18 protein-coding genes are annotated in these 19396 nt (G+C 51.9%); 7 read left to right on the top strand and 11 right to left on the bottom strand.

Annotated elements, in window-relative coordinates; all coding sequences use genetic code 11:
• Positions 1 to 242 precede the first annotated feature (242 nt).
• The 5 genes from BQ7364_RS11340 to BQ7364_RS11320 all read right to left on the bottom strand — a co-directional run bounded on the left by BQ7364_RS11340 (position 243) and on the right by BQ7364_RS11320 (position 5604).
• Positions 243 to 839, bottom strand: a complete 597-nt coding sequence (locus BQ7364_RS11340) for a cytidylate kinase-like family protein (RefSeq protein WP_072684819.1) — start codon at positions 837 to 839, stop codon at positions 243 to 245.
• A 545-nt stretch (positions 840 to 1384) separates the two neighbouring features.
• A complete protein-coding gene (locus BQ7364_RS11335) occupies positions 1385 to 2758 on the bottom strand; it encodes an MATE family efflux transporter (protein WP_072684818.1) in 1374 nt (457 codons plus the stop codon).
• Positions 2755 to 3201, bottom strand: coding sequence for a MarR family winged helix-turn-helix transcriptional regulator (locus BQ7364_RS11330; RefSeq protein ID WP_072684817.1), 447 nt, complete (start codon positions 3199 to 3201; stop codon positions 2755 to 2757). Before BQ7364_RS11330 ends, BQ7364_RS11335 begins: the two co-directional genes overlap by 4 nt.
• Positions 3202 to 3423: 222 nt before the next feature.
• Positions 3424 to 4437, bottom strand: coding sequence for an adenosine deaminase (gene add / locus BQ7364_RS11325; protein ID WP_072684816.1), 1014 nt, complete (start codon positions 4435 to 4437; stop codon positions 3424 to 3426).
• Positions 4438 to 4584: 147 nt separating this feature from the next.
• Complete coding sequence (locus BQ7364_RS11320) at positions 4585 to 5604, bottom strand: asparaginase (RefSeq protein ID WP_072684815.1); 1020 nt, start codon at positions 5602 to 5604, stop codon at positions 4585 to 4587.
• Positions 5605 to 6361: 757 nt separating this feature from the next.
• Here BQ7364_RS11320 and BQ7364_RS11310 point away from each other — a divergent pair.
• The 7 genes from BQ7364_RS11310 (at position 6362) to BQ7364_RS11280 (ending at position 14650) form a co-directional block, all read left to right on the top strand.
• Positions 6362 to 6679, top strand: coding sequence for a hypothetical protein (locus tag BQ7364_RS11310; RefSeq protein ID WP_072684813.1), 318 nt, complete (start codon positions 6362 to 6364; stop codon positions 6677 to 6679).
• A gap of 365 nt (positions 6680 to 7044) precedes the next feature.
• Positions 7045 to 8952: a BglG family transcription antiterminator gene (locus tag BQ7364_RS11305; protein WP_072684812.1), complete on the top strand. Its 1908-nt coding sequence runs from the start codon at positions 7045 to 7047 to the stop codon at positions 8950 to 8952.
• A gap of 157 nt (positions 8953 to 9109) precedes the next feature.
• Entirely contained in the window at positions 9110 to 9421 is a 312-nt protein-coding gene (locus BQ7364_RS11300; protein WP_072684811.1) for a PTS sugar transporter subunit IIA, read from the top strand.
• A gap of 31 nt (positions 9422 to 9452) precedes the next feature.
• On the top strand, positions 9453 to 9755 hold the full coding sequence (locus BQ7364_RS11295) for a PTS sugar transporter subunit IIB (RefSeq protein WP_072684810.1): 303 nt from the start codon (positions 9453 to 9455) through the stop codon (positions 9753 to 9755).
• 29 nt (positions 9756 to 9784) lie between these two features.
• Positions 9785 to 11089 (top strand): PTS sugar transporter subunit IIC, encoded by a 1305-nt coding sequence (locus tag BQ7364_RS11290; RefSeq protein ID WP_072684809.1) that lies wholly within the window; start codon positions 9785 to 9787, stop codon positions 11087 to 11089.
• 59 nt (positions 11090 to 11148) lie between these two features.
• Positions 11149 to 12678 carry a glycoside hydrolase family 1 protein gene (locus BQ7364_RS11285; protein WP_072684808.1) on the top strand — a complete coding sequence of 510 codons (1530 nt, stop codon included), beginning with the start codon at positions 11149 to 11151 and terminating at the stop codon, positions 12676 to 12678.
• Positions 12679 to 12997: 319 nt separating this feature from the next.
• Complete coding sequence (locus BQ7364_RS11280) at positions 12998 to 14650, top strand: alpha-glucosidase (protein WP_072684807.1); 1653 nt, start codon at positions 12998 to 13000, stop codon at positions 14648 to 14650.
• Between the two features lie 223 nt (positions 14651 to 14873).
• On the opposite strand, the gene BQ7364_RS11275 is transcribed toward BQ7364_RS11280, so the two are convergent.
• The 6 genes from BQ7364_RS11275 to BQ7364_RS11250 all read right to left on the bottom strand — a co-directional run bounded on the left by BQ7364_RS11275 (position 14874) and on the right by BQ7364_RS11250 (position 19216).
• Positions 14874 to 15539, bottom strand: a complete 666-nt coding sequence (locus tag BQ7364_RS11275; protein WP_072684806.1) for an HAD family hydrolase — start codon at positions 15537 to 15539, stop codon at positions 14874 to 14876.
• A gap of 1 nt (position 15540) precedes the next feature.
• On the bottom strand, positions 15541 to 16563 hold the full coding sequence (ltaE, locus tag BQ7364_RS11270) for a low-specificity L-threonine aldolase (RefSeq protein WP_072684805.1): 1023 nt from the start codon (positions 16561 to 16563) through the stop codon (positions 15541 to 15543).
• 113 nt (positions 16564 to 16676) lie between these two features.
• Positions 16677 to 17510, bottom strand: a complete 834-nt coding sequence (locus tag BQ7364_RS11265; RefSeq protein ID WP_006061325.1) for a PTS system mannose/fructose/sorbose family transporter subunit IID — start codon at positions 17508 to 17510, stop codon at positions 16677 to 16679.
• Positions 17511 to 17524: 14 nt separating this feature from the next.
• Complete coding sequence (locus BQ7364_RS11260) at positions 17525 to 18265, bottom strand: PTS mannose/fructose/sorbose/N-acetylgalactosamine transporter subunit IIC (protein ID WP_072684804.1); 741 nt, start codon at positions 18263 to 18265, stop codon at positions 17525 to 17527.
• A gap of 24 nt (positions 18266 to 18289) precedes the next feature.
• Positions 18290 to 18784: a PTS sugar transporter subunit IIB gene (locus BQ7364_RS11255; RefSeq protein WP_072684803.1), complete on the bottom strand. Its 495-nt coding sequence runs from the start codon at positions 18782 to 18784 to the stop codon at positions 18290 to 18292.
• Between the two features lie 21 nt (positions 18785 to 18805).
• Positions 18806 to 19216 carry a PTS sugar transporter subunit IIA gene (locus tag BQ7364_RS11250; protein WP_072684802.1) on the bottom strand — a complete coding sequence of 137 codons (411 nt, stop codon included), beginning with the start codon at positions 19214 to 19216 and terminating at the stop codon, positions 18806 to 18808.
• Positions 19217 to 19396: the final 180 nt, after the last annotated feature.

Genomic DNA, 19396 nt, shown 5'->3' with positions numbered 1-19396 from the left:
TCACTCCTTTATAGGTGAAGGAAGAAATCATCAAAAAAACAAACTTAACAATCCAGTACGAAGAAAAACTGATTCTCCTGGATAGGAAATCCTATAACACGTCGATATCCGAGGCATCTGTACTCTGTAAAATGCCCTGCATGAACAAAAAAAATACTTTGCGACCTCGAAGTTCGGATCTAAGCATTGTCCAAAGCAAAAAAGATTCCGGTATTGGATATTCTCCAAGTCCGGAATCTTTTTTAACGACACTGATATAAATCCGCCAGAATATCGACACACCGCTCGATGCCAAGCTCGCCGCTGTCCAGCGCAACATGGAAATTCTCAGCCAGTCCCCAGGTCTGGCCTGTGTAAAACTCATAATAAACTGCACGACGCTTATCCTTATCCCGAATCCGCTTTTCAATTTCGACATTCGTTTCGCCATACACCTCGACAATCCGTTTCGCCCGTTTTTCTTTTTTTGCGTGGATAAACGCTGTCAGACAATCCGCATGATCCTTAAGAATCACATCCGCACATCGGCCGACGATCACGCAGGATTCCTTTTCTGCCAATTCCAGGATAATCTTTCGCTGCAGCTGCCACAGCTGATCCTGGATTGAAGCCCCCATGAACTGCCCCTCCGATAACGCGAATGCCCAGTGACTGCTGTAAGGCGACGCCTCCTGCTGCTTCGCCACCATCTCCGGCGTAAAACCACTGGCCTGCGCCAGTTTTTCAATCAGTTCCTGATCATAGCACGGAATCCCCAGCCGGGCTGCCAGCTGTTTTCCCACGGTCCGTCCTCCGCTGCCGAATTGACGGCTGATTGTTACAATTCTGTTGTTTGTCATCCTCGAACTCCTCCTTTTCCAGTATTCGCTTCTATCATCACGGCAATAACGCCGGCGAGATAACGATCCAACGATTCCTTTTACAGGCCCGTAATATTTTGCTTAAGCTGAAAGAATCAAAGCGAGAAACAAGAACACCCCGATAAAGATATACTCCGATCTTATTTTAATCAAGAAGCTGACAAGTCTTTCCTTTACTTCTATTATACTCCGTAATTGAAATCCAGCCAGCCGGCATTCTCTTAAAAAACAAATCATCAATGGCAGACAATAGGACAAGATTGACGTCCCCGGCAGAAACAAACACATTTTAGAATGAATAGTATAACGACGCCCAGCTCTGATCGCGAACTGACTTTTTTATAAGCGGTCATTCATCACAAAAACAAGCAACGAACAGCGGCTGATGTTATACCAATACTGTTCGTTGCGAAGTTTTCAGTCATGGTCCGGCTTTGATCTCACTGCGTATCCTTTTCAGGCTTTGATCTTTTACAATTTAACCAGTGTCAATTTTTTATTCAATATTCTATCCAGAGTGCGAATTATTCGCCTTCCTGCTTTACGATCTTCTGGTTCAGATCGTTAAAAAATTTGAACAAAAACGGAAAACAGACGACAAACGTCAGCACGTCGGCCAACGGCTGCGTCAATTCAACGCCGCGCAGCTGCCACAGCTGAGGCAAAATGAGGATCAGCGGCAGAAAGAATACACCCTGACGGCAGGCGGACAAAAACGTCGCCTCCGCCGGCTTGCCGATCGACTGGAACGTCATGTTGGCAATGACGCCCAGCGGCTGGATAAACAACGCCAGACACTGCGCCCGCATTGCATACGTCCCGATTTCCAGCACCTGAGCGTCAGCCTTGGTAAACAGCTGGATCACCTGCGGCGCAAATATGAAGCCGGCAACCGCCAGAATGCCCATCATCACAAAGCTGACGATCGTGGTAAACGTAAACGACTGCTTCACCCGCTTGTAGCAGCCCGCGCCGTAATTGAAACCGACAACCGGCTGATAGCCCTGACCAAAGCCGATCAAAACGGACAGGATTAACATGAACACCTTACCGACAACCGACATCGCCGCCACGGCCGCGTCCCCATAAACCGCCGCGTTGACGTTCAGCATCACCGTCGCAATGCTCGCCAAGCCCTGCCGGAAAAAAGACGGAAGACCCGTTTTGATGATCGCCGACAGGTCTTTCCACTTCCATGAGATATTTCGAAAGCTGAGATGAAGCAGACTCTTATGCGTCAGAAAACAACCCAGCAGAATCAGAAAACTGATGATCTGACTGAGAATCGTCGCGATCGCCGCCCCGGCAATCCCCAAATGGAAGGTAAAGATAAAAATCGGATCCAGCACAATATTCAACAAACCGCCAGCCGTAATGCCGACCATCGCCAGTGTCGCTTTACCTTCTGAACGCAGCACATTGTTCAGCACAAAAGAGGACGACATGATCGCTGCACCCAGCAGGATGTATTTGGCATAATCGCGGGCATACGGCAGGATCGTCTTCGTCGCACCCAACGACGCCATGAGCGGATCGATGAAAATCAGACCAAACACCGTCAGTGCCAGTCCGAATGCGATCGCCGCAAAAAAACCGGTGCTCGCAATCTTCTCCGCTTCCTCATGTTCCCGTGCTCCCAATAAACGGGAGATCAGACTGCCTGAGCCGATGCCCAGCGTGAAGCCGACTGCCTGAATGATCGCCATCAGGGAAAAGACGATCCCCACTGCACCGGTCGCGCTGGTACCCAGCCGGGAGACGAAAAACGTATCCGCCATGTTGTAAATCGAGGTGATCAACATACTGATAATCGTCGGCACCGCCAACGTTGTAATCAGCTTCGGGATCGGCTGTGTTGTCATTTTCTCGACCTGACTCAACGTCGCCTGACCGCTCATGCCCGATTTTCCCCTTCCGGCGTCGTTTTCTCACCGCGCAGATTATCCGTCATCCGCTGGATGTAGCCGATAAACTGCTCGCGTTCCTCCACGCTGAAACCTTTCAGGGCCAGCGCTTCGACTTCCGCGTGAATTTCGCTCATTCTGGCATGCTGCTGTGCGCCGAACTGCGTGATCTGCACCTGAATGCTGCGGCGGTCCTTGTCGCTGCGCACCCTTTCGATCATCCCGGCCTGTTCCATCAAATCCAGAATTTTAGACACTGTCGCCGGTTCGATATCGCAGGCCCGCGCCAGTTCCACCTGCGTTTGCGAGCCGCGCGTTAACAGATGCAGGATTTTCGGTTGTCCCATTGATATGCCCTGGTCGGCCATGCGCGGGCGAATCTGCGCCGTCTGCGCGCGGTAAGCCCGGGAAAATAAAATACAAAAAGGTTTATTCATAAGTCCAACCCCTTTCATTAGGCACCTAATAGTTAGCTTCCTAATTATAGAACGATCCGCGAAGTCTGTCAAATCATCCCATTTTAAGAGTCTGAAAGATGTTCCAAAGTCCACAATCACAGCCAACGTCAGATAACAAACCGAAGAAAAACCAGGAACACCGCTTGATATCCCAAACCCCGACGGCTGTTTCCTGGTTTCTTATTTATATTTGTTCTCCGCTTACAGACATTCCATCAGCTGGCGCGTCAGCTGCTGCTTCAGCTCTTTATCCGCAAACGCCGCGCGCACGCTGTTGAGATTCAGATGAATCAGATCCTCCCGGGTCAGCCCCAGATACCGCACCGCTTTATCATATTCCTGATCCAGCGTCGTATCGCTGATCGTCATGTTATCGGTGTTCAGCGTCACAACCGCGCCGTGTTCCATCAACGGCTTCAGCGCATGATCGCTGTAGGAAAGCTGATTGCGGCACTGCACGTTGCTCGTCAGGCACATTTCCAGCGGAATTTTCTTGTCGATCACTTCCTGCATTACTGCGCTGTCCTCCAGACAATGACCGCCATGCCCGATCCGACTGGCCCCCAGGTCCAGCGCCGCCTTGACTGAAGCGGCCGGACCGCTTTCTCCGGCATGGATCGTAAACGGAATGCCATATTCCTTCGCCAGTTCAAAACAATCGCGGTAGCCTTCCATCGGCGTGATGCCTTCCGCACCAGCCAGATCCACCGCGACGACGCCCTTACCCTTAAAGTCCCGAGCCGTCCGGATCGTTTCCAGATTGGCTTCATGATTGAGCGATGGTTCGCCCAGCGTCATCATGCACAAAATCAAACCGGCCTTGATCTGCGGATGCTCGCACATTGCGATCCGCATGCCCTTGATCACTGCTTTGACCGCCTGATGCTGCGTCAATCCCTTCTGCGTATGAAACTGCGGTGCAAATCGCAATTCCACATATGCCAACCCCTGCAGAGCCAGCGTCTTGATCAGCTCACGGGTACAGAGCACCAACGCTTCTTCATCCTGCAGAATCGCGATCGGCAGCTCAAAGCGTGCCAGAAACTCGTTCAGACTGCCGTTGTCGCGGCCGACGACAATCCGCTCACGGAATTGTTCCAGCGTGCAGTCCGGGGTGATCAGCTGGCGGTCCTGAGCTAAGGCATAGGCCAGCTTTAACGGCAGCGAGCCGTCTAAATGGACGTGTAAATCAATCTTCGGGAATGAATATTCCATGGTAAAACCCCCATTCTGTTTCTCTTTATTGTTTGTTTACCTCTGTTTATCCCGATGCCGCATTCATCCTTAAAGCGGATGGCTTCTGCCTGAACAGGATAAACCTGCTTTTATTGAAATTAAGGTTACGCCGTTTAACCGGCTTTGTCAATCGAAACTCTCGTTGCGTTCATGAATCCGGTTGGTTTCAAACAAACGCCGGATCATCTGCGGATCCTCGCTTTGTCCCAACACCCACATCAGCTTGGTGACCGCCGCCTCGCTGGTCATATCCTTGCCTTCCAGCACGCCGTAGCGCAGCGCCTTCTGCCCGACCTCATAGACGCTGAAATCACTTTGTTCATACAGACACTGGCTGCACACAACGACCGTGATGCCGGCCTGGGTCATCTCCTGCAGCTTCGCCGTCAGATCCCGCCGGATAAACGACAGCCCGCCGATGCCGAAGGCTTCGATCACCACGCCGCGGCAGGCCATCTGGATCAACGCGTCGAACAGCTTCGGATTCATGCCCGGGATCAGCTTGATCAGCACGACTTCCTTGCACAGCTGGCTGCGCAGCTGAAACGGACCGTCGATATGCGGAAGCAACCCGGCCCGGATATTCAATCCCCGGCTGTCAATCCAGCCGACCGGTTTGACGTTGACACTTTCAAACGCCTGGAAATTGGTCGTACGGACTTTCACCGCGCGGGTCCCTAATAAAATCTGCCGGTTAAACGCCACGAAAACTCCGGCATGACCGCTCGCCGCCATCGCCAGCGCCGTCCGGATATTCTCCAGACCATCGCTTAAGGGGTCTGCCAGAGGCAGCTGAGAACCCGTCAGCACAACCGGCAGCGTAACATTTTCCAACATGAAGCTCAAGGCGGAAGCGGTATAGGCCATCGTATCGGTGCCATGGGTCAAAATCACGCCCTCGGCCCAGCCCTCTTCAATCAGCTCAGCCACTTTTTCCGCAATCCGCTGCCATTCTTCCGGCTGAATATTGGAGCTGTCCAGCGTGAATAAATCCCACGTTCTGATTTCATATTGATCGATCAATGTGCCTAATAACCGGCGTAATCCCCCGGCGTCCAGCTGCGGCGTCAGCCCTTCCTCCTGTTGGGCGCAGGCAATCGTACCGCCGGTGGTCAGCCATGCGATTCTTTTTCGAGCAGAATTCATAATCTTAAGCCCCTCTTTCTTCGTATCCTTTTTCCCCATGTACTCCCATTTATAAGTAACGGTCGTCGCCTATCCGAAAACCGCCCCGAAAATTGTACACGTCCTGTTCAGACATCCAGTGTTTTAAATCGGCGTTCGCCTGAATCAAATGGAGACCGCTTAGACAAAGAAGGGGATTATACTCCAAAATCAGGAACTTCTCCCCTGTCATCTTCATCTTCTGCGAGCGTTTTCTCTGTTTGAATTTCAACCGCTGTCTCATTAATCTCCAGAAAGCCTTTAGCTTCCCGTTATAGTCTGGAATTCCATAATTCTCCTATCTGCGCCGTTTCGATTCACTGCTTTGGCTGCAAGGACTCGATATCCGCGGCGGATCAGATCGGATTGGGCAGCCTTTCCCCCTGTTTTATTCTCTGCGACGCAAGCAGTTCTGCCGCCATTTCTCCCCTGCCAATCTGTTTTTGAACAGGCTCTTCGATCATTTCTGATGATTTCCCCGATTTTATTTTAATTCTGCCTAACATTTCAATTCGGACTTGTTTCCATTATATCCTTCTTTATTTTAGCTTGGATCTTGTTCTTTATCAACTTCATCCGACATGCCGGACAGAGAAAAACGAATTGGAAAACAGAAAAGAAAAGTTAGCTTAAAACCGGTAATGACGTTATAATAAGATTAAGAAGAAGTGTCTGTCAAAAGTTTCATTACTATGGAAAAGAAGAAAATTAAGAGCACATTCAGAAAAGAGGGGTTATCATGAAACGAAAACAAATCCTGCTGCTCGGCGGACTTTATTTCATCCTTTGCCTGCTTGTCCAGATTGTCTTATTATGGGGATTTCATAAACGGTGGGACATGCTCTGGCTGATCGGATTGGCATTGATCGTTTTTGCCTATGCCGGGGCAAGCCACATTTCGATGGATTTTCTTCAAGGCTCTGCCTATCAGCTTACGCGGCGGTCTCATGAAAGAATGCAACAGAATGATTTTGTCTCCGTTCCTTTCCTTCCATACCTTTTCGCAGCGTTGCCGCTGGCAATCAATCTGGTGATCGCTTACCAGTTTTTCCATTAAGCTCAATTCAGTATTTATTCGCTGCTCTCTTTTTCATACCTGGCAAGCCACAGCATAAAAAATAATCAATGCGCAAAGAAACAGCCTGCCGATCCGGCTGTTTTTCTTTATGCCGTTTTTTTTTGCAAGCGTGAATGGGCATTGCTTTTTTGATTCTCGGATCAATGATCCTGTTCAATTTATACACCGGTCACCCGGTTACATTCTCTGAATTGAAGTGAATTCACCCGATTTTCCAATCATCTTTCTTAAGCGCCGCACAGTTTTTACCGGAGCTGTTTTCCGTTTATCTTGGTTGGAGTTTTCTTTAAAAAAATGTTATTTTAAAATTGAAAGTTCAGCATCACGAAAAGGGGGACAGTTCCATGGAACCGGAAATGAAACGATTATTCGCGTTGTTAAAAACCGACCAGCCGATCACTTCCGCTCAGCTTGCCGCCGCAATGCATCTCAGTGAAAAAACCGTGCGCTCGCGGTTAAAGCTTCTGGCGGAAGTCCTGGATGAACACGGCGCGCAGCTGATCGCCAAACCCGGCATCGGATATCAGCTCAGGATTACAAATGACGACGCTTTGCATCGCTGGCTGAAGGAAACGCCGCAAACGCACATTCCTTCCACCTTCGCCCAACGGGTAGATTTTCTATTAGGGTATCTGTTATATCATCCGGACTATGTCAAGTTGGAGGAACTGAGCCAGATGATCTACGTTTCGCGCAATACGGTCACCGCCGATCTGAAACAGGTGGAAGCAATTCTGAATCTGTATCATCTGACGATCAGCCGCCGTCCGAATTATGGAATCCGTGTTGAAGGCAGCGAGTTCAACCGCCGGCTGTGCATCGCCAACTGCCTGTATAAAAACAACATGAGCTTCACAAGCCCGCCCCAGAAAGCAGACGGCCAGATCCTCTTTGAAATTCTCAGCGCAGTCTTCCGCGTCCATCACATCCGAATCTCGGAAACTTCCTTTGAGAATTTGATCGTCCACCTGGTCATTGCCAATCAACGGATCCGCAGTCATCAGCCAATGATCTACTCCAACAGCGCGCGCTCAGAAATGCGTCAGTTAGTCGGCGAACAAATTCTGCAGACGGCGAAAGCGGTGTGCGAGGCGATCCGAAAGCAGCTGGGCGTGACGTATTCGGAAGACGAACAGCTGTATATCGCGCTGCATATCAGCGGCAAAGCCAGCTCGGATTCACAGGGGAAATACGGAAGCAATCTCGTCATCAGCGCACAGATCGACGAACTTGTCTTAAAGATGCTCAACGCCGTTTACGAAGGCATGCTTCTTGATTTCCGCGATAATCTGGAACTGCGCGTTTCCCTCAACCAGCACATGGTGCCGCTGGATATCCGCATGCGCTACAACATCCCGCTGAAAAATCCGATCCTCGCTCAAATCCAGCGGCAATACGCGTTCGCCTATACCGTTGCGGTCTGCGCCTGCTCTGTGCTGTCGAGCCATTATGGCAAAGCGATGCCGGAGGATGAAATCGCCTATCTGGCCGTGCTGTTCGCTTTGGCGATGGAACAGCGCGACCGGCCCTCACGCCGCTATAACATCGTGGTTGTGTGCGTGTCCGGGCGGGGGACCTCGCAGCTGTTTCTTTACAATTATAAACGAGCCTTCGGCAAGTACATCAACCGGATCGTCGAAGCCACGGTCTTCGATCTGGAAGAGCTGGATTTCAAAGGCTTGCAGATCGACTTTGTTTTCACGACTGTGCCGCTCAATATTTCCCTGCCGGTACCGGTCTACGAAGTTTCTCTGCTGTTAAGCGATAAGGAAATCAACAGCTGCCAGAAAATCTTTGAAAAGAGCGACGATCGTTTCCTCTATCGTTATTTTGACAGCCGGCTGTTTCTGCCCTGCGTGAAAGCGCAGACCAAAGAACAGGCGCTGACGGCGATCTGTCAGGCGGTCAATCGTTATCGGTCCGTACCAGATAATTTTTTCGAACTGGTCATGCAGCGGGAAGAAATGGGACAAACCGACTTTGGCAATCGCGTGGCGATTCCGCATCCCAGTCAGATTCTGGGCAACGGCAAGTTTGTGATGGCGGCAATCCTGGAACAGCCTGTCTTCTGGGGACATCACGACGTTCAGGTTGTCTTTCTGATCTCGCTGGCTGAACAGGATCCTGATGCGGAAGCATTTTACCGCACGATTACCAATTATCTTTCCGAAATCGAGCTGGTCGAAAAAACGGTTGCGCACCGCACCTTCAGTTGTCTGATGGACTGTCTGAAGGAAGCGTGGCGGCGATGATCTTTCAAAAAATACCGCAGCTTTCCCGGCAACATTCCGGTTGGAGTTGCTGAAAAAGTCATGCTAGACTGAATTTGTCAACCGGAAGTCCGGTCCGGCCTTCGCTGCAGAGAAGGAACGGACGGATTTGATCCCAACACGGAAAGGAGCTTAGGAAATGGAAAATGAAATGGAACTGACGATCATGCGGCTGATTACCGCGGCCGGCGACGCCCGCAGCCTGGCGATTCAGGCGATCCGCGCCGCTCGTGCCGGACACTTTGACGAAGCGGACGCGCTGATGATCGAATGCGATAAAAAAATGGTGGATGCGCACCAATGTCAAACCGGTCTGATCTTTGCGGAAACCAACGGCAGCCCGGTCCCGCTTTCCTTACTGATGATCCACGCGCAGGATCACGTGATGAATGCCATGACCGTAAAAGATCTGGCCGCGGAGATGATCGAAATGATCCGCACCGCCGCTTAAACCACAAAGAATACTGTAAGAGGAGTAAACTATGAAAAATATCGTTCTGCTTTGCGCCCAGGGCATGTCAACCGGCATGCTGATGAACAAAATGCGCGCCGCCGCGAAAGCGTCCGGCTACGAATGCACGATCAGCGCTTCGTCGGTCAGCCAGGCGAAAACCGCCGCGGAAACCGCCGACTGCATCCTGATCGGACCGCAGGTCCGCTATGAGCTGGACAACGTTCGGAAACAATGCCCGGATCTGCCGGTCGACGTCATCGACATGGTTGCCTACGGGAGGCTGGACGGCGCCAAGGTCTTAGCCGCCGCGCAAAAGCTGATGGGGGAGTAAGCCCTTCTGAATCAATAGAGGAGAAAACAATGAGTAAACTGGATAAAATCACTGAGAAAGCTATGAAATTTGCACAGCTGCGCTATGTGAAAATCATCATGAACGCCTTCATGGGCATCGCCGCCTTCTCCATCGGCGCGTCGCTCTTTTCCCTGGTCAAATCGATTCCGATCGGCCCCTGGCAGACCTTTCTGACAACCAGCGGGTTCGGCAACATCCTTTCGATTCCGATCAACATGGTCTCCAATCTCTACGCCATCATGGTCGTCCTGTGCGTCGGCTACGAAACGGCGAAATCATTCGGTCAGCGGCCGCTGCCGGCAGCGATGGTCGCATTCGGCTCGTTCATGATCGTCACGCCGTTTGAAGCGGCGGTCAGCCTGGTCAACGAAGCCGGAGAAACAATCACCGGTCTTGCCAGCAACGTTCTTTCTTTAAGCGTCCTGGGTTCGCAGGGAATCTTCGTCGCGATGATCTGCGGCCTGATCGGCGCGCGGCTTTACGTCTTCCTGTTAGAGAAAAACATCAAGATCAAAATGCCGGATTCCATCCCGCCTTCCGTCGCCGGCATGTTTGAAACGATGATTCCGGCCGGACTAGTCTTCATTCTGTTTATGGCGGTCCGCATGGGCTTTGCGCAGACGGCTTACGGCACGATGCAGAGCTTTATCTACACGATGCTGCAGAAACCGCTGATGGGGATCGGCGCCAATCCGATCGGCGCGGCCTTGTATCTGATGTCCGGCAAGCTGTTGTGGATGTTCGGCATCCATGGCGATATGCTGACCTACGCGACGCTGGGCTCGATTCGTTCCGCGGCAACGCAGGCGAACATGGCGGCCTTTGCGGCCGGGGAAGCGGCTCCATATCTGGAATGGGCAATGCTGACGCCGATCACCAACGTCGGGATTCTCGGTCTGACGATCCTGCTGCTGTTCTCGAAAGCGAAGCAATACAAGAGTCTGGGCCAGCTGTCCATCGCAACTTCGATCTTCAACATTACCGAACCGGTAATGTTCGGGTTCCCGATCATCCTGAATCCGATCATGGCATTGCCCTGCGTCCTGTGCCCGGGAATCTGCGTCATGTTGACGTCAATGGTCATGCGGATGGGCCTGGTCGCACCGATGACCGGCGTCGCGCTGTCCAACGTCATCCCGACCCCGATCTATTTCTGGATGGCGACCAATTCGATTTCCGGGTTGATCTGGGGATTGATTCTGGTGGCGGTTTCCGTCGCAATCTTCTTTCCGTTCTTCAAAATCGCGGAAAAGGCGGCGATGAAGGAAGAACAGGGGGAAAGTGACGCCGAAGCTATCACCGTTTCCAAATAGCTGACAAACCAAGGATGTGGCGACGCATCCTTTTTAAAAAGAAAAGGAAGGTAAAGAATATGACTGGATTTCCCGAAGATTTCTTATGGGGCGGCGCGACGGCGGCGAACCAATGCGAGGGCGCGTGGAACGAGGATGGCAAGGGCATCAGCATCGCCGATGTTCTGACCTGCGGCGGACTGGCTAAACACACGGCGGCGCTGCCCGATGTGCCGGAAGAAATGAAAAAACACATCGCGAAGATGCGCGGCGTGACCTACCGCAGCGGCGATCAGGAAGGCGCGGCGATAGCGTTTAAAATGAATACTTATCCCGAGGAAGGAATCCCGGCATTGCTTGAAGAGGAATACTATCCGAATCATCAGGCGATTGACCATTATCATCGTTACAAAGAAGATCTGGCGCTGTTTGCCAAAATGGGCTTCAAATGTTACCGGATGTCGATCGCGTGGACGCGGATTTATCCCCAGGGCGAGGAGACCGAACCCAACGAGGCCGGCCTGCGGTTTTATGACAACGTCTTCGACGAGTGTCTGAAGTACGGCATCGAACCGATCGTCACGCTTTCGCATTATGAAATGCCGCTGGCGCTGACATTAAAATACAATGGCTTCGCCGATCGGCGGGTGATCGACTGTTACATCCGTTACGTGAAAACCGTGTTTGAGCGATACCAGCATAAAGTCAAATACTGGCTGACGTTCAACGAGCTGAATTCTGTCGTTCACAGCAGTTTTATCAATGCCGGCGTCTTCTCAAAGGACCGCCGTCTCATCGAAGCGGCCAGCTATCACCAGCTGCTGGCCAGCGCGCAGGTTGTCCGTTTCGCACACGACCACTATCCGCAGTTTCAGATGGGCTGCATGATCGGCGTGTCTCCGGCCTATCCTTATTCCTGCAAGCCGGAGGACAACCTGGCTGCACTGAAACAAAACCAGCAGCGCGATACTTACTATCCAGACGTCCAGATGCGCGGCTTCCTGCCGGAATACAAGCTCATCCAGCTGCAGCAGGAAGGCATCCACCTGCCGATCCAGCCGGGTGACGCGGAAATTTTAAGCGGAGGCTGCTGCGACTTCATGGCCTTCAGCTATTACCAGACCAGCGTCGCGGCTGCTCAGGATGAAGCGATGCAGCGCACTGCCGGCAACATGGGCAGCTTTATCTTCAACCCGCATTTGAAAAAGAGCGAATGGGGCTGGCAGATCGATCCGATCGGACTGCGCTACACGCTGAACCTGTTTTATGACCGCTATCACAAGCCGTTGTTTATTGCGGAGAACGGACTGGGTGCGGCGGACGTGCTGAATGCCGATCATACGGTTCATGATCCTTACCGCATCGACTATCTGCGCCAGCACATCCAGGCGATCAAGGATGCGATTGTCCTGGACGGCGTTCAGGTTTTCGGCTACACTCCATGGGGCTGCATTGATCTGATCAGCTGTTCCACCGGCCAGATTTCCAAGCGTTACGGCTTCATCTATGTCGATGTCGACGACGCGGGTCAGGGCACGCTCAACCGCTATGAAAAGGACTCCTTCGCCTATTACAAACGGGTGATTGAAACCAACGGCGAAATATTGTAGAACAGAAGATTCCGCAGTTTGTCTTCCGAAACTTAAAAACGGAAGTTTCCGCAGCCTGTACTCAAACTTAAAACGTACTTCAACAACTGTAAAAAGTCCTGCTTTCCCCAACCAACTTTCTTTTTTCCAGTCTTCCCCCGTTTTTCTTATTGCCTTGATTCCTTCTTATTCCTTTTGACTTTCCTGACTTTCAACGATATCCTCAAACGTAGATCGAAGACTTCGTCAGGGCTGTTCTGCACCATCTTTAGAACCTCCCTCGTTATGGAAATCCAGAGCTTTTACCCGAACATTATGATACAATGACAGGGGTGATATGATGGATTACAAAAATAAAATTATTTATCAGATCTGGCCGCGTTCATTCCAGGATTCCAATCATGACGGAATCGGGGATCTCAAGGGCATCCTGCGCCGGCTGGATCATCTGCAGGATCTGGGTGTGGATCTGATCTGGCTCTCGCCGGTGTATTGTTCCCCCAACACCGACTTTGGCTATGACATCAGCGATTATTACAATATCCATCCCGATTTTGGAACGATGGCAGATTTTGACGCACTGTTGGCAGAATGCAAGAAACGGGGCATGGGGATCGTGATGGATCTAGTCGCAAATCACACCAGCGATCAGCATCCCTGGTTTCAGGCCTGCTTAAACGATCCGAACAGTCCATACCGGGATTGTTACTACTTCCGCGAAGGCGTCAACGACAAGGAACCAAACAACTGGATCAGCATGTTCGGCGGCAGCGCATGGACAAAGGATCCGCTGAAGCCGCACAGCTGGTATCTGACCACCTTCACGCCGCATCAGTGTGATCTCAACTGGGAAAATCCGCGGGTCCGCGAAGAAATTGCCAACGTCATGCGGTTCTGGCTGGACAAAGGCGTCAGCGGCTTCCGCATGGACGTCATCAACACGATCGCCAAGCAGCCGGGATTGCCGAGCTGGCATCCGGAAAAGAAGGGTTATCAGTTTGCCAAAGAGTTCATGACCAATCTGCCGCAATCCCACGCTTACATTCAGGAACTGATCGGGAAGCTGGCGGACGATTATGATTTCATCACGATCGGCGAAGGCATGATGGCGGACAACGACGCGTGCGCGCTGTATGCCGGTGAACAACGCGGCGAGTTGAACATGATGATCGTGTTTGATCTGCATCTGCAGGACTGCGGACCGTTAGGCAAATATGATTTCCGCAAGCTGTATCACTGGACGATTCCCGGCTTCAAGTCGATTATTTTCCGATGGCAGACCGACAGCCAGAAACGAAATTACTGGGTTGCCAACTACATGAACAATCATGACCAGCCCCGCTCGATCTCCCGTTTCGGCAACGACAGGCAATACCGCGTTGAAAGCGCGAAGGCATTCGCTTTGATGAACCTGACGTTAAGAGGAACGCCGCTGGTGTATCAGGGCGAGGAGATCGGCATGACCAACTGTCATCTGGAACAGGATGAATGGCGGGATTATGAAGCGATCAATATTTACGACACCTTGCAGACGATGATGCATCTGCCCAAGGTCATCGCCAGAAAGATCGTGCAGCGCATGACCCGCGATCACGCCCGCACGCCGGTGCAGTGGGATGACAGTGAATATGCCGGCTTCAGCGATCATCAGCCCTGGATCAAGGTGAATCCCAATTATAAGCAGATCAACCTGAAATCTGATCTGGTTTCAGAGACGAGCATCAATCGCTGGTATAAACAGGTTATCGCTCTGCGCAAAGCGTATTCAGCCTTCAACACCGGAGCGATGAAACCGGTTTTGGTTCATCACAAACAAATTCTCGCTTATCAACGTTCTGACGAACAGGCAGAATTTTTGATTCTGATCAACCTCAGCGGCTCCCCAGCCCGCTTTGACCTCAAGACGGAAGGCCGGGTTCTGATGGATTCCTACGCCGATCCTCAGCCACGGCTATTGCGGCCTTATGAGGCAAGACTGATCCAGATCCGTTAAGCTTGAAAAGATCCCACACCGTAAGCTCCCGCGCATAAAATTGCGAGGAAACTGGTCGCAGCGGAAAGAGCAGAAAGGCAGAAACAGAAAAAAAGACGGAAACGAAAGTGAACCGCTCCGAATAAAAGATCCGGAGAAGAAGCGTTCATTTTAATCGCCGTCTTTTTCTTTTTGCTTGATTTCAACAGATCAGATTGTCTGTTCTAGCTGGAATTCTCCGCGATTATGCGGCTGTCTGTTCCAGCGCCCAGCGCCGCACATCGTCCATGGAATCAACGATTGCGTAGGCTTCCCGGCCGCGGAATTGTTCCAGACAAGCGGTATCGGGAACCGCGAACACCCGCACGCCCGCGGCATAGCCCGCCTTGACGCCGTTGGCGGAGTCTTCCACGATAATGCATTCCTCTGGCCGCAGCCCCTCCATCTCCATCATCTTGTTATACAGATCCGGATGCGGCTTGCGCCGGCCGGCTTCATCGCCGAAAATCCCGTTGTCATAACAGCCGGTTAATCCTGCTTTTTCCAACAGATACAACGCATATTCGCGCGGTGTCGAGGAAACGATCAGGCGCCGGATGCCGTTTTCTTTTAATGCCGCCAGAATTTCCTTCACTCCCGGCCGCAGCGGCATGCCGTTAGCCTCAATCCAGGCGTCCGTCATCTGTTTCTTCTCCTGCCACATCGCTTCGTACACTTCCATCGGCGGAAGCAGATGCCCGAATCGTTCAAAGTTCTCCTGCTGCGAACCGCCCATCATGTTTGTCATGACGGAAACGTCGAAGACGTGCCCCCGCGCTTCGTTCACCTTTTCCCACATCGACAAGCTCAGCCGCTCACTGTCGATCAAAACCCCATCCATGTCAAACATCACCGCTTTTAACTTTGTCATTCTATCCCTCCATGATTTCCCGGACTACCTGCGCCGCAGCCCGGACGTCGCTTTCCATGATACCATAATGTGTGACAAAGCGGAACAGTCCATGATCGTCCGGATTCGTTAAAATTCCTTTTTCTTTCAATTTGTTCAGAAAATCCTCCGGGGTCCGCCTTTCACGATCGACTTTAAAGAACACCATATTGACCTGAATCCGTTCCGTTTTCACGGAAATTCCATCAATCGCCGCTAATAATTCTCCTAACAGCTTCGCGTGGGCATGATCCTCCGCCAATCGCTCTGTCATCGAATCCAGGGCCACCAGTCCGGCCGCAGCCAGAATTCCAGCCTGCCGCAGCCCGCCGCCCAGCAGTTTGCGGTTGCGCCGCGCTCTTTCAATGAAGGCCTGATCCCCGGTTAAAACCGATCCGACCGGCGCCGCCAGTCCTTTGGACAGGCAGAATGTCACTGTATCCGCGCAGTCCGCAATCCTTTGAACAGAGCAGCCGCTGGCTAAAGCGGCGTTTAAGACCCGCGCACCGTCCAGATGAACGCGCAGTCCCAGCGCTTTGGCGGCGGCATAGGCAGAACGCAGAACCGGCAGCGGTACAACCCCGCCGTTTGACAGCGCGTTTTCCAGACAAACTAAGCGTGTTCGCGGCTCATGGATATCTTCGCTGTGTACGGCATTGCGTATTGCATCCGCTTCAATCCAATCCTGCGGATGATCGAGCGGATGCACCATCACCTGAGCGATCTGCGCCGCTCCGCCGACTTCATGCGTAACGATGTGGCTGTGCCGGCCGGCAATGATTTCATCGCCTCGTTCTGTCTGGCTCATGAGGGCCAGCAGGTTGCCCAAAGTGCCGCTGCTGACAAACAGACCGGCTTCCTTTCCCATAAGCGCGGCAGCCCGCTGTTCCAGCTTTTGGACCGTCGGGTCATCCCTGTACACATCATCCCCGACGACCGCTTCCGCCATTGCCCGGCGCATCGCCGGCGAAGGCTGCGTGACGGTATCGCTGCGTAAATCAATCATGACTTTCCCTCTTTTCTAAGCGAAAGGCTCCCGCGGCAAGTCCGACAAGGAGCCTTTTCCTTTATTTTTACCCCGCAGTGTTCTACCCGCGGACTTTGCGTCAAGCTTCTTTCTTAAACCATCGGTGCGAACATCGGCAACCCTTCCAGAAAGGCCAGCACGAAGCCCAGCAAGAACAACAGCAGCATGACGGTCGTGGTCTTCTTACCCTTGCGGATCAGTGCGAAGCAGCCGAAGGCCAGCAATAACGGCAGCAGCTTCGGGGCGATTTCATCAAAGATCGACTGGATCGCCAAGGTCTGATGGTTGCCCATGTTCAACGTGATCGTCGTGGTAAAGTTGATCATCGTCGCGATCATGCAGCCGACAACCGTAGCGCCTAGCATTTTCGCCGCCATCGAGAAGGTTTCCAGCATGCCGCCTTCCGTTGCATTTTCCATAAACGACAAGCCCTGCTCATAGCCGACCTGCAGACCTTTATACCGTACAAACCAATGCGGAATGTTGTGAATCAGAAGGAACAAAATCGGACCGAGGATGTTGCCCTGCATGCAGAAGGAAATCCCGACGCCCAGGCCGATCGTTCTGAGCGTACCCCAGAAAATCGAATCGCCGATGCCGGAGAGCGGTCCCATCAGCGCGGTCTTGATGGCGTTGATCGAAGAGGCGTCGAAGTCCGGATTGGAGGCCGCCTCTTCTTCCATCGCGACGGCGATGCCCTGAACGAACGTCGTGCACTGCGGCGTGATGTTGTAGAAAACTAAGTGCCGTTTCATCGCTTCCTTAAAGCCTTCCGGATCATCCTTGTAAATCCGGCGCAGATGCGGAATCATCGCGTAGCCGAAGCCCAAACCCTGCTGACGTTCATAATTGAAGCAGCCCTGCAGGCAGCAGGAACGCCAGAAACCGCTCATGAATTCTTTCTTTTCCATTTTTCCAGTTGTCATCGTGGCTTCCCCCTTTACTCGTTAGCCTTTCTCTGAACCATATTATAATAAACCACAGCGATCACAGCGCCCAAGCCCGCGACGCCCAGGGAACTGACGCCCAAAAACGCGGCTAAGATGAAGCCCAGGAAGATAAACGGCGTCGCGTCCTTATCCATGATGTAATTCATCAATAAAGCGATACCTAAGGCCGGCAGCACGCTGGAAGCCTTGGTCAGTCCGTTCATCACAACTTCCGGAATGAAGTTGATAATCGTTTCCACCGCGCCGGAGCCGAAGTACAGCGCTAAGAACATCGGAACAAAATAGATGATGGCAAAGACGACAACGCCCAGCCAGTAATACCGTTCAATCGCCTTGAAGTCGCCGCGCTCCGCCGCCGCGTCGCACTTTGGATTCCAGATGTTGTTGATGATCCGCGGGATGATGCCGCAGGGCTGGAATAACAGTGCGATCGGCATGGACAGCGCAATCGCGGAATCCGCCGAAAGATGCGACATGATCGCGAAGGCCACCGCCAGAATCGTGCCGGCGGAGGAGTTTGGCAGCGAGGTGACGCCGATGCCGACAAACCCCATGAAGATCAGCTGTAAGGTCGCGCCCATGACTAAACCCGTCTGGACGTCGCCGCAGATCAGACCGACTAACGTGGCTTCCACGATCGGTGTGTTCAATAAATTCTGACCCAGAATCCGGCCGTCGAGAATACTCAGGACATGCACCATGGATACCAGGATACACTGGATTAAAAACATAATTTTTCCCCTTTCCGAGTGTTTTTACTTTTTATTTTTTTCAAATATGGAATGAATTTCAGACAGCGGGATCTTCGGCTTTGACGGGGCTTCCTGAATGTAAACCGTTCCGCCTTGCCTGGCGATCGCATCCAGATGCCGCAGATCGTCCTCGACTAAGAAGACCTGATTGGAAATCGAGGTGCGTCCCTCTGCGAACCGGATCCCCCCTAAATCGACTTCCTTAATTTCCGCCGCCCCGGCGCACAGCGTTGCCGCGTCTTCGCAGCTGCCGCAGATCAATAAGATTTTACGCTTGGCATGGGCGGCGTTGTTGAGATAGTCCACCGCTTTGGCTACGGTCAGCACCTCCATTTTGGAGCCGGCCGGCTTCCCGACGGTTAAGGACATCTTAAGCATGGCGTTGGTAGCGTGCTTGTCGTTGGCGATGACAATCGTGTCCGCGCCGGTCGCATTGACCCAATAGACAGCGACCTGCCCGTGGATCAAACGATCATCAATTCTGAGAAGTTTAATCATGGAAACATCTCCCTTTCTTTTTTATTCCTCATTGCTGTCCAGCTGGTCATTGATGAACAGTAATGTTTGGCGACTGGCTTCAACCGCTTCCCGCAGGATCGTGCTGACATCGTCTTCCATCGGATTCAGCGCCACCTCCAGCAACAGGCCCAAATTCAAGCCTGTCACAATGTAGAGGTTGGCGTAGTCTTCCAGAAATGGAATCGCGATCTGCGTCGTGCTGCCAACGGGGATATCCGTCATCAGAATGACCGGATCCTCCGCCGGGAAGCGCTCAAGAACCTGACGAACCCGGCTGTGCATCGTGTCCGGCGAATCCTGGGCTTCCATGCAGAGCAGCGTCAGCGGATTGTCTGAGCCGGAAATGACCTGCAGAGCAGAAGCGAAGCCTTCGCACAAATGGCCATGAGTCAGTAAAACGACATGTTTCATATTCGATCCCTCCTGGTAAGCGCTATCATTTTTGTAAACTTAATATAGCATAATCAATTTATATTGTCTATATATTTATAGCATTTCATAGAATTTCATTTTATATTTTCTTAGATATTTAAAATCATTAACAATATATAAATCTGTCAATTTTGGCTGTAACAATAGGTACACTTTTAT

Source organism: Holdemania sp. Marseille-P2844, assembly GCF_900120005.1.
Lineage (GTDB): Bacteria > Bacillota_I > Bacilli_A > Erysipelotrichales > Erysipelotrichaceae > Holdemania.
This window is presented reverse-complemented; position numbering and strand designations above follow the sequence as displayed.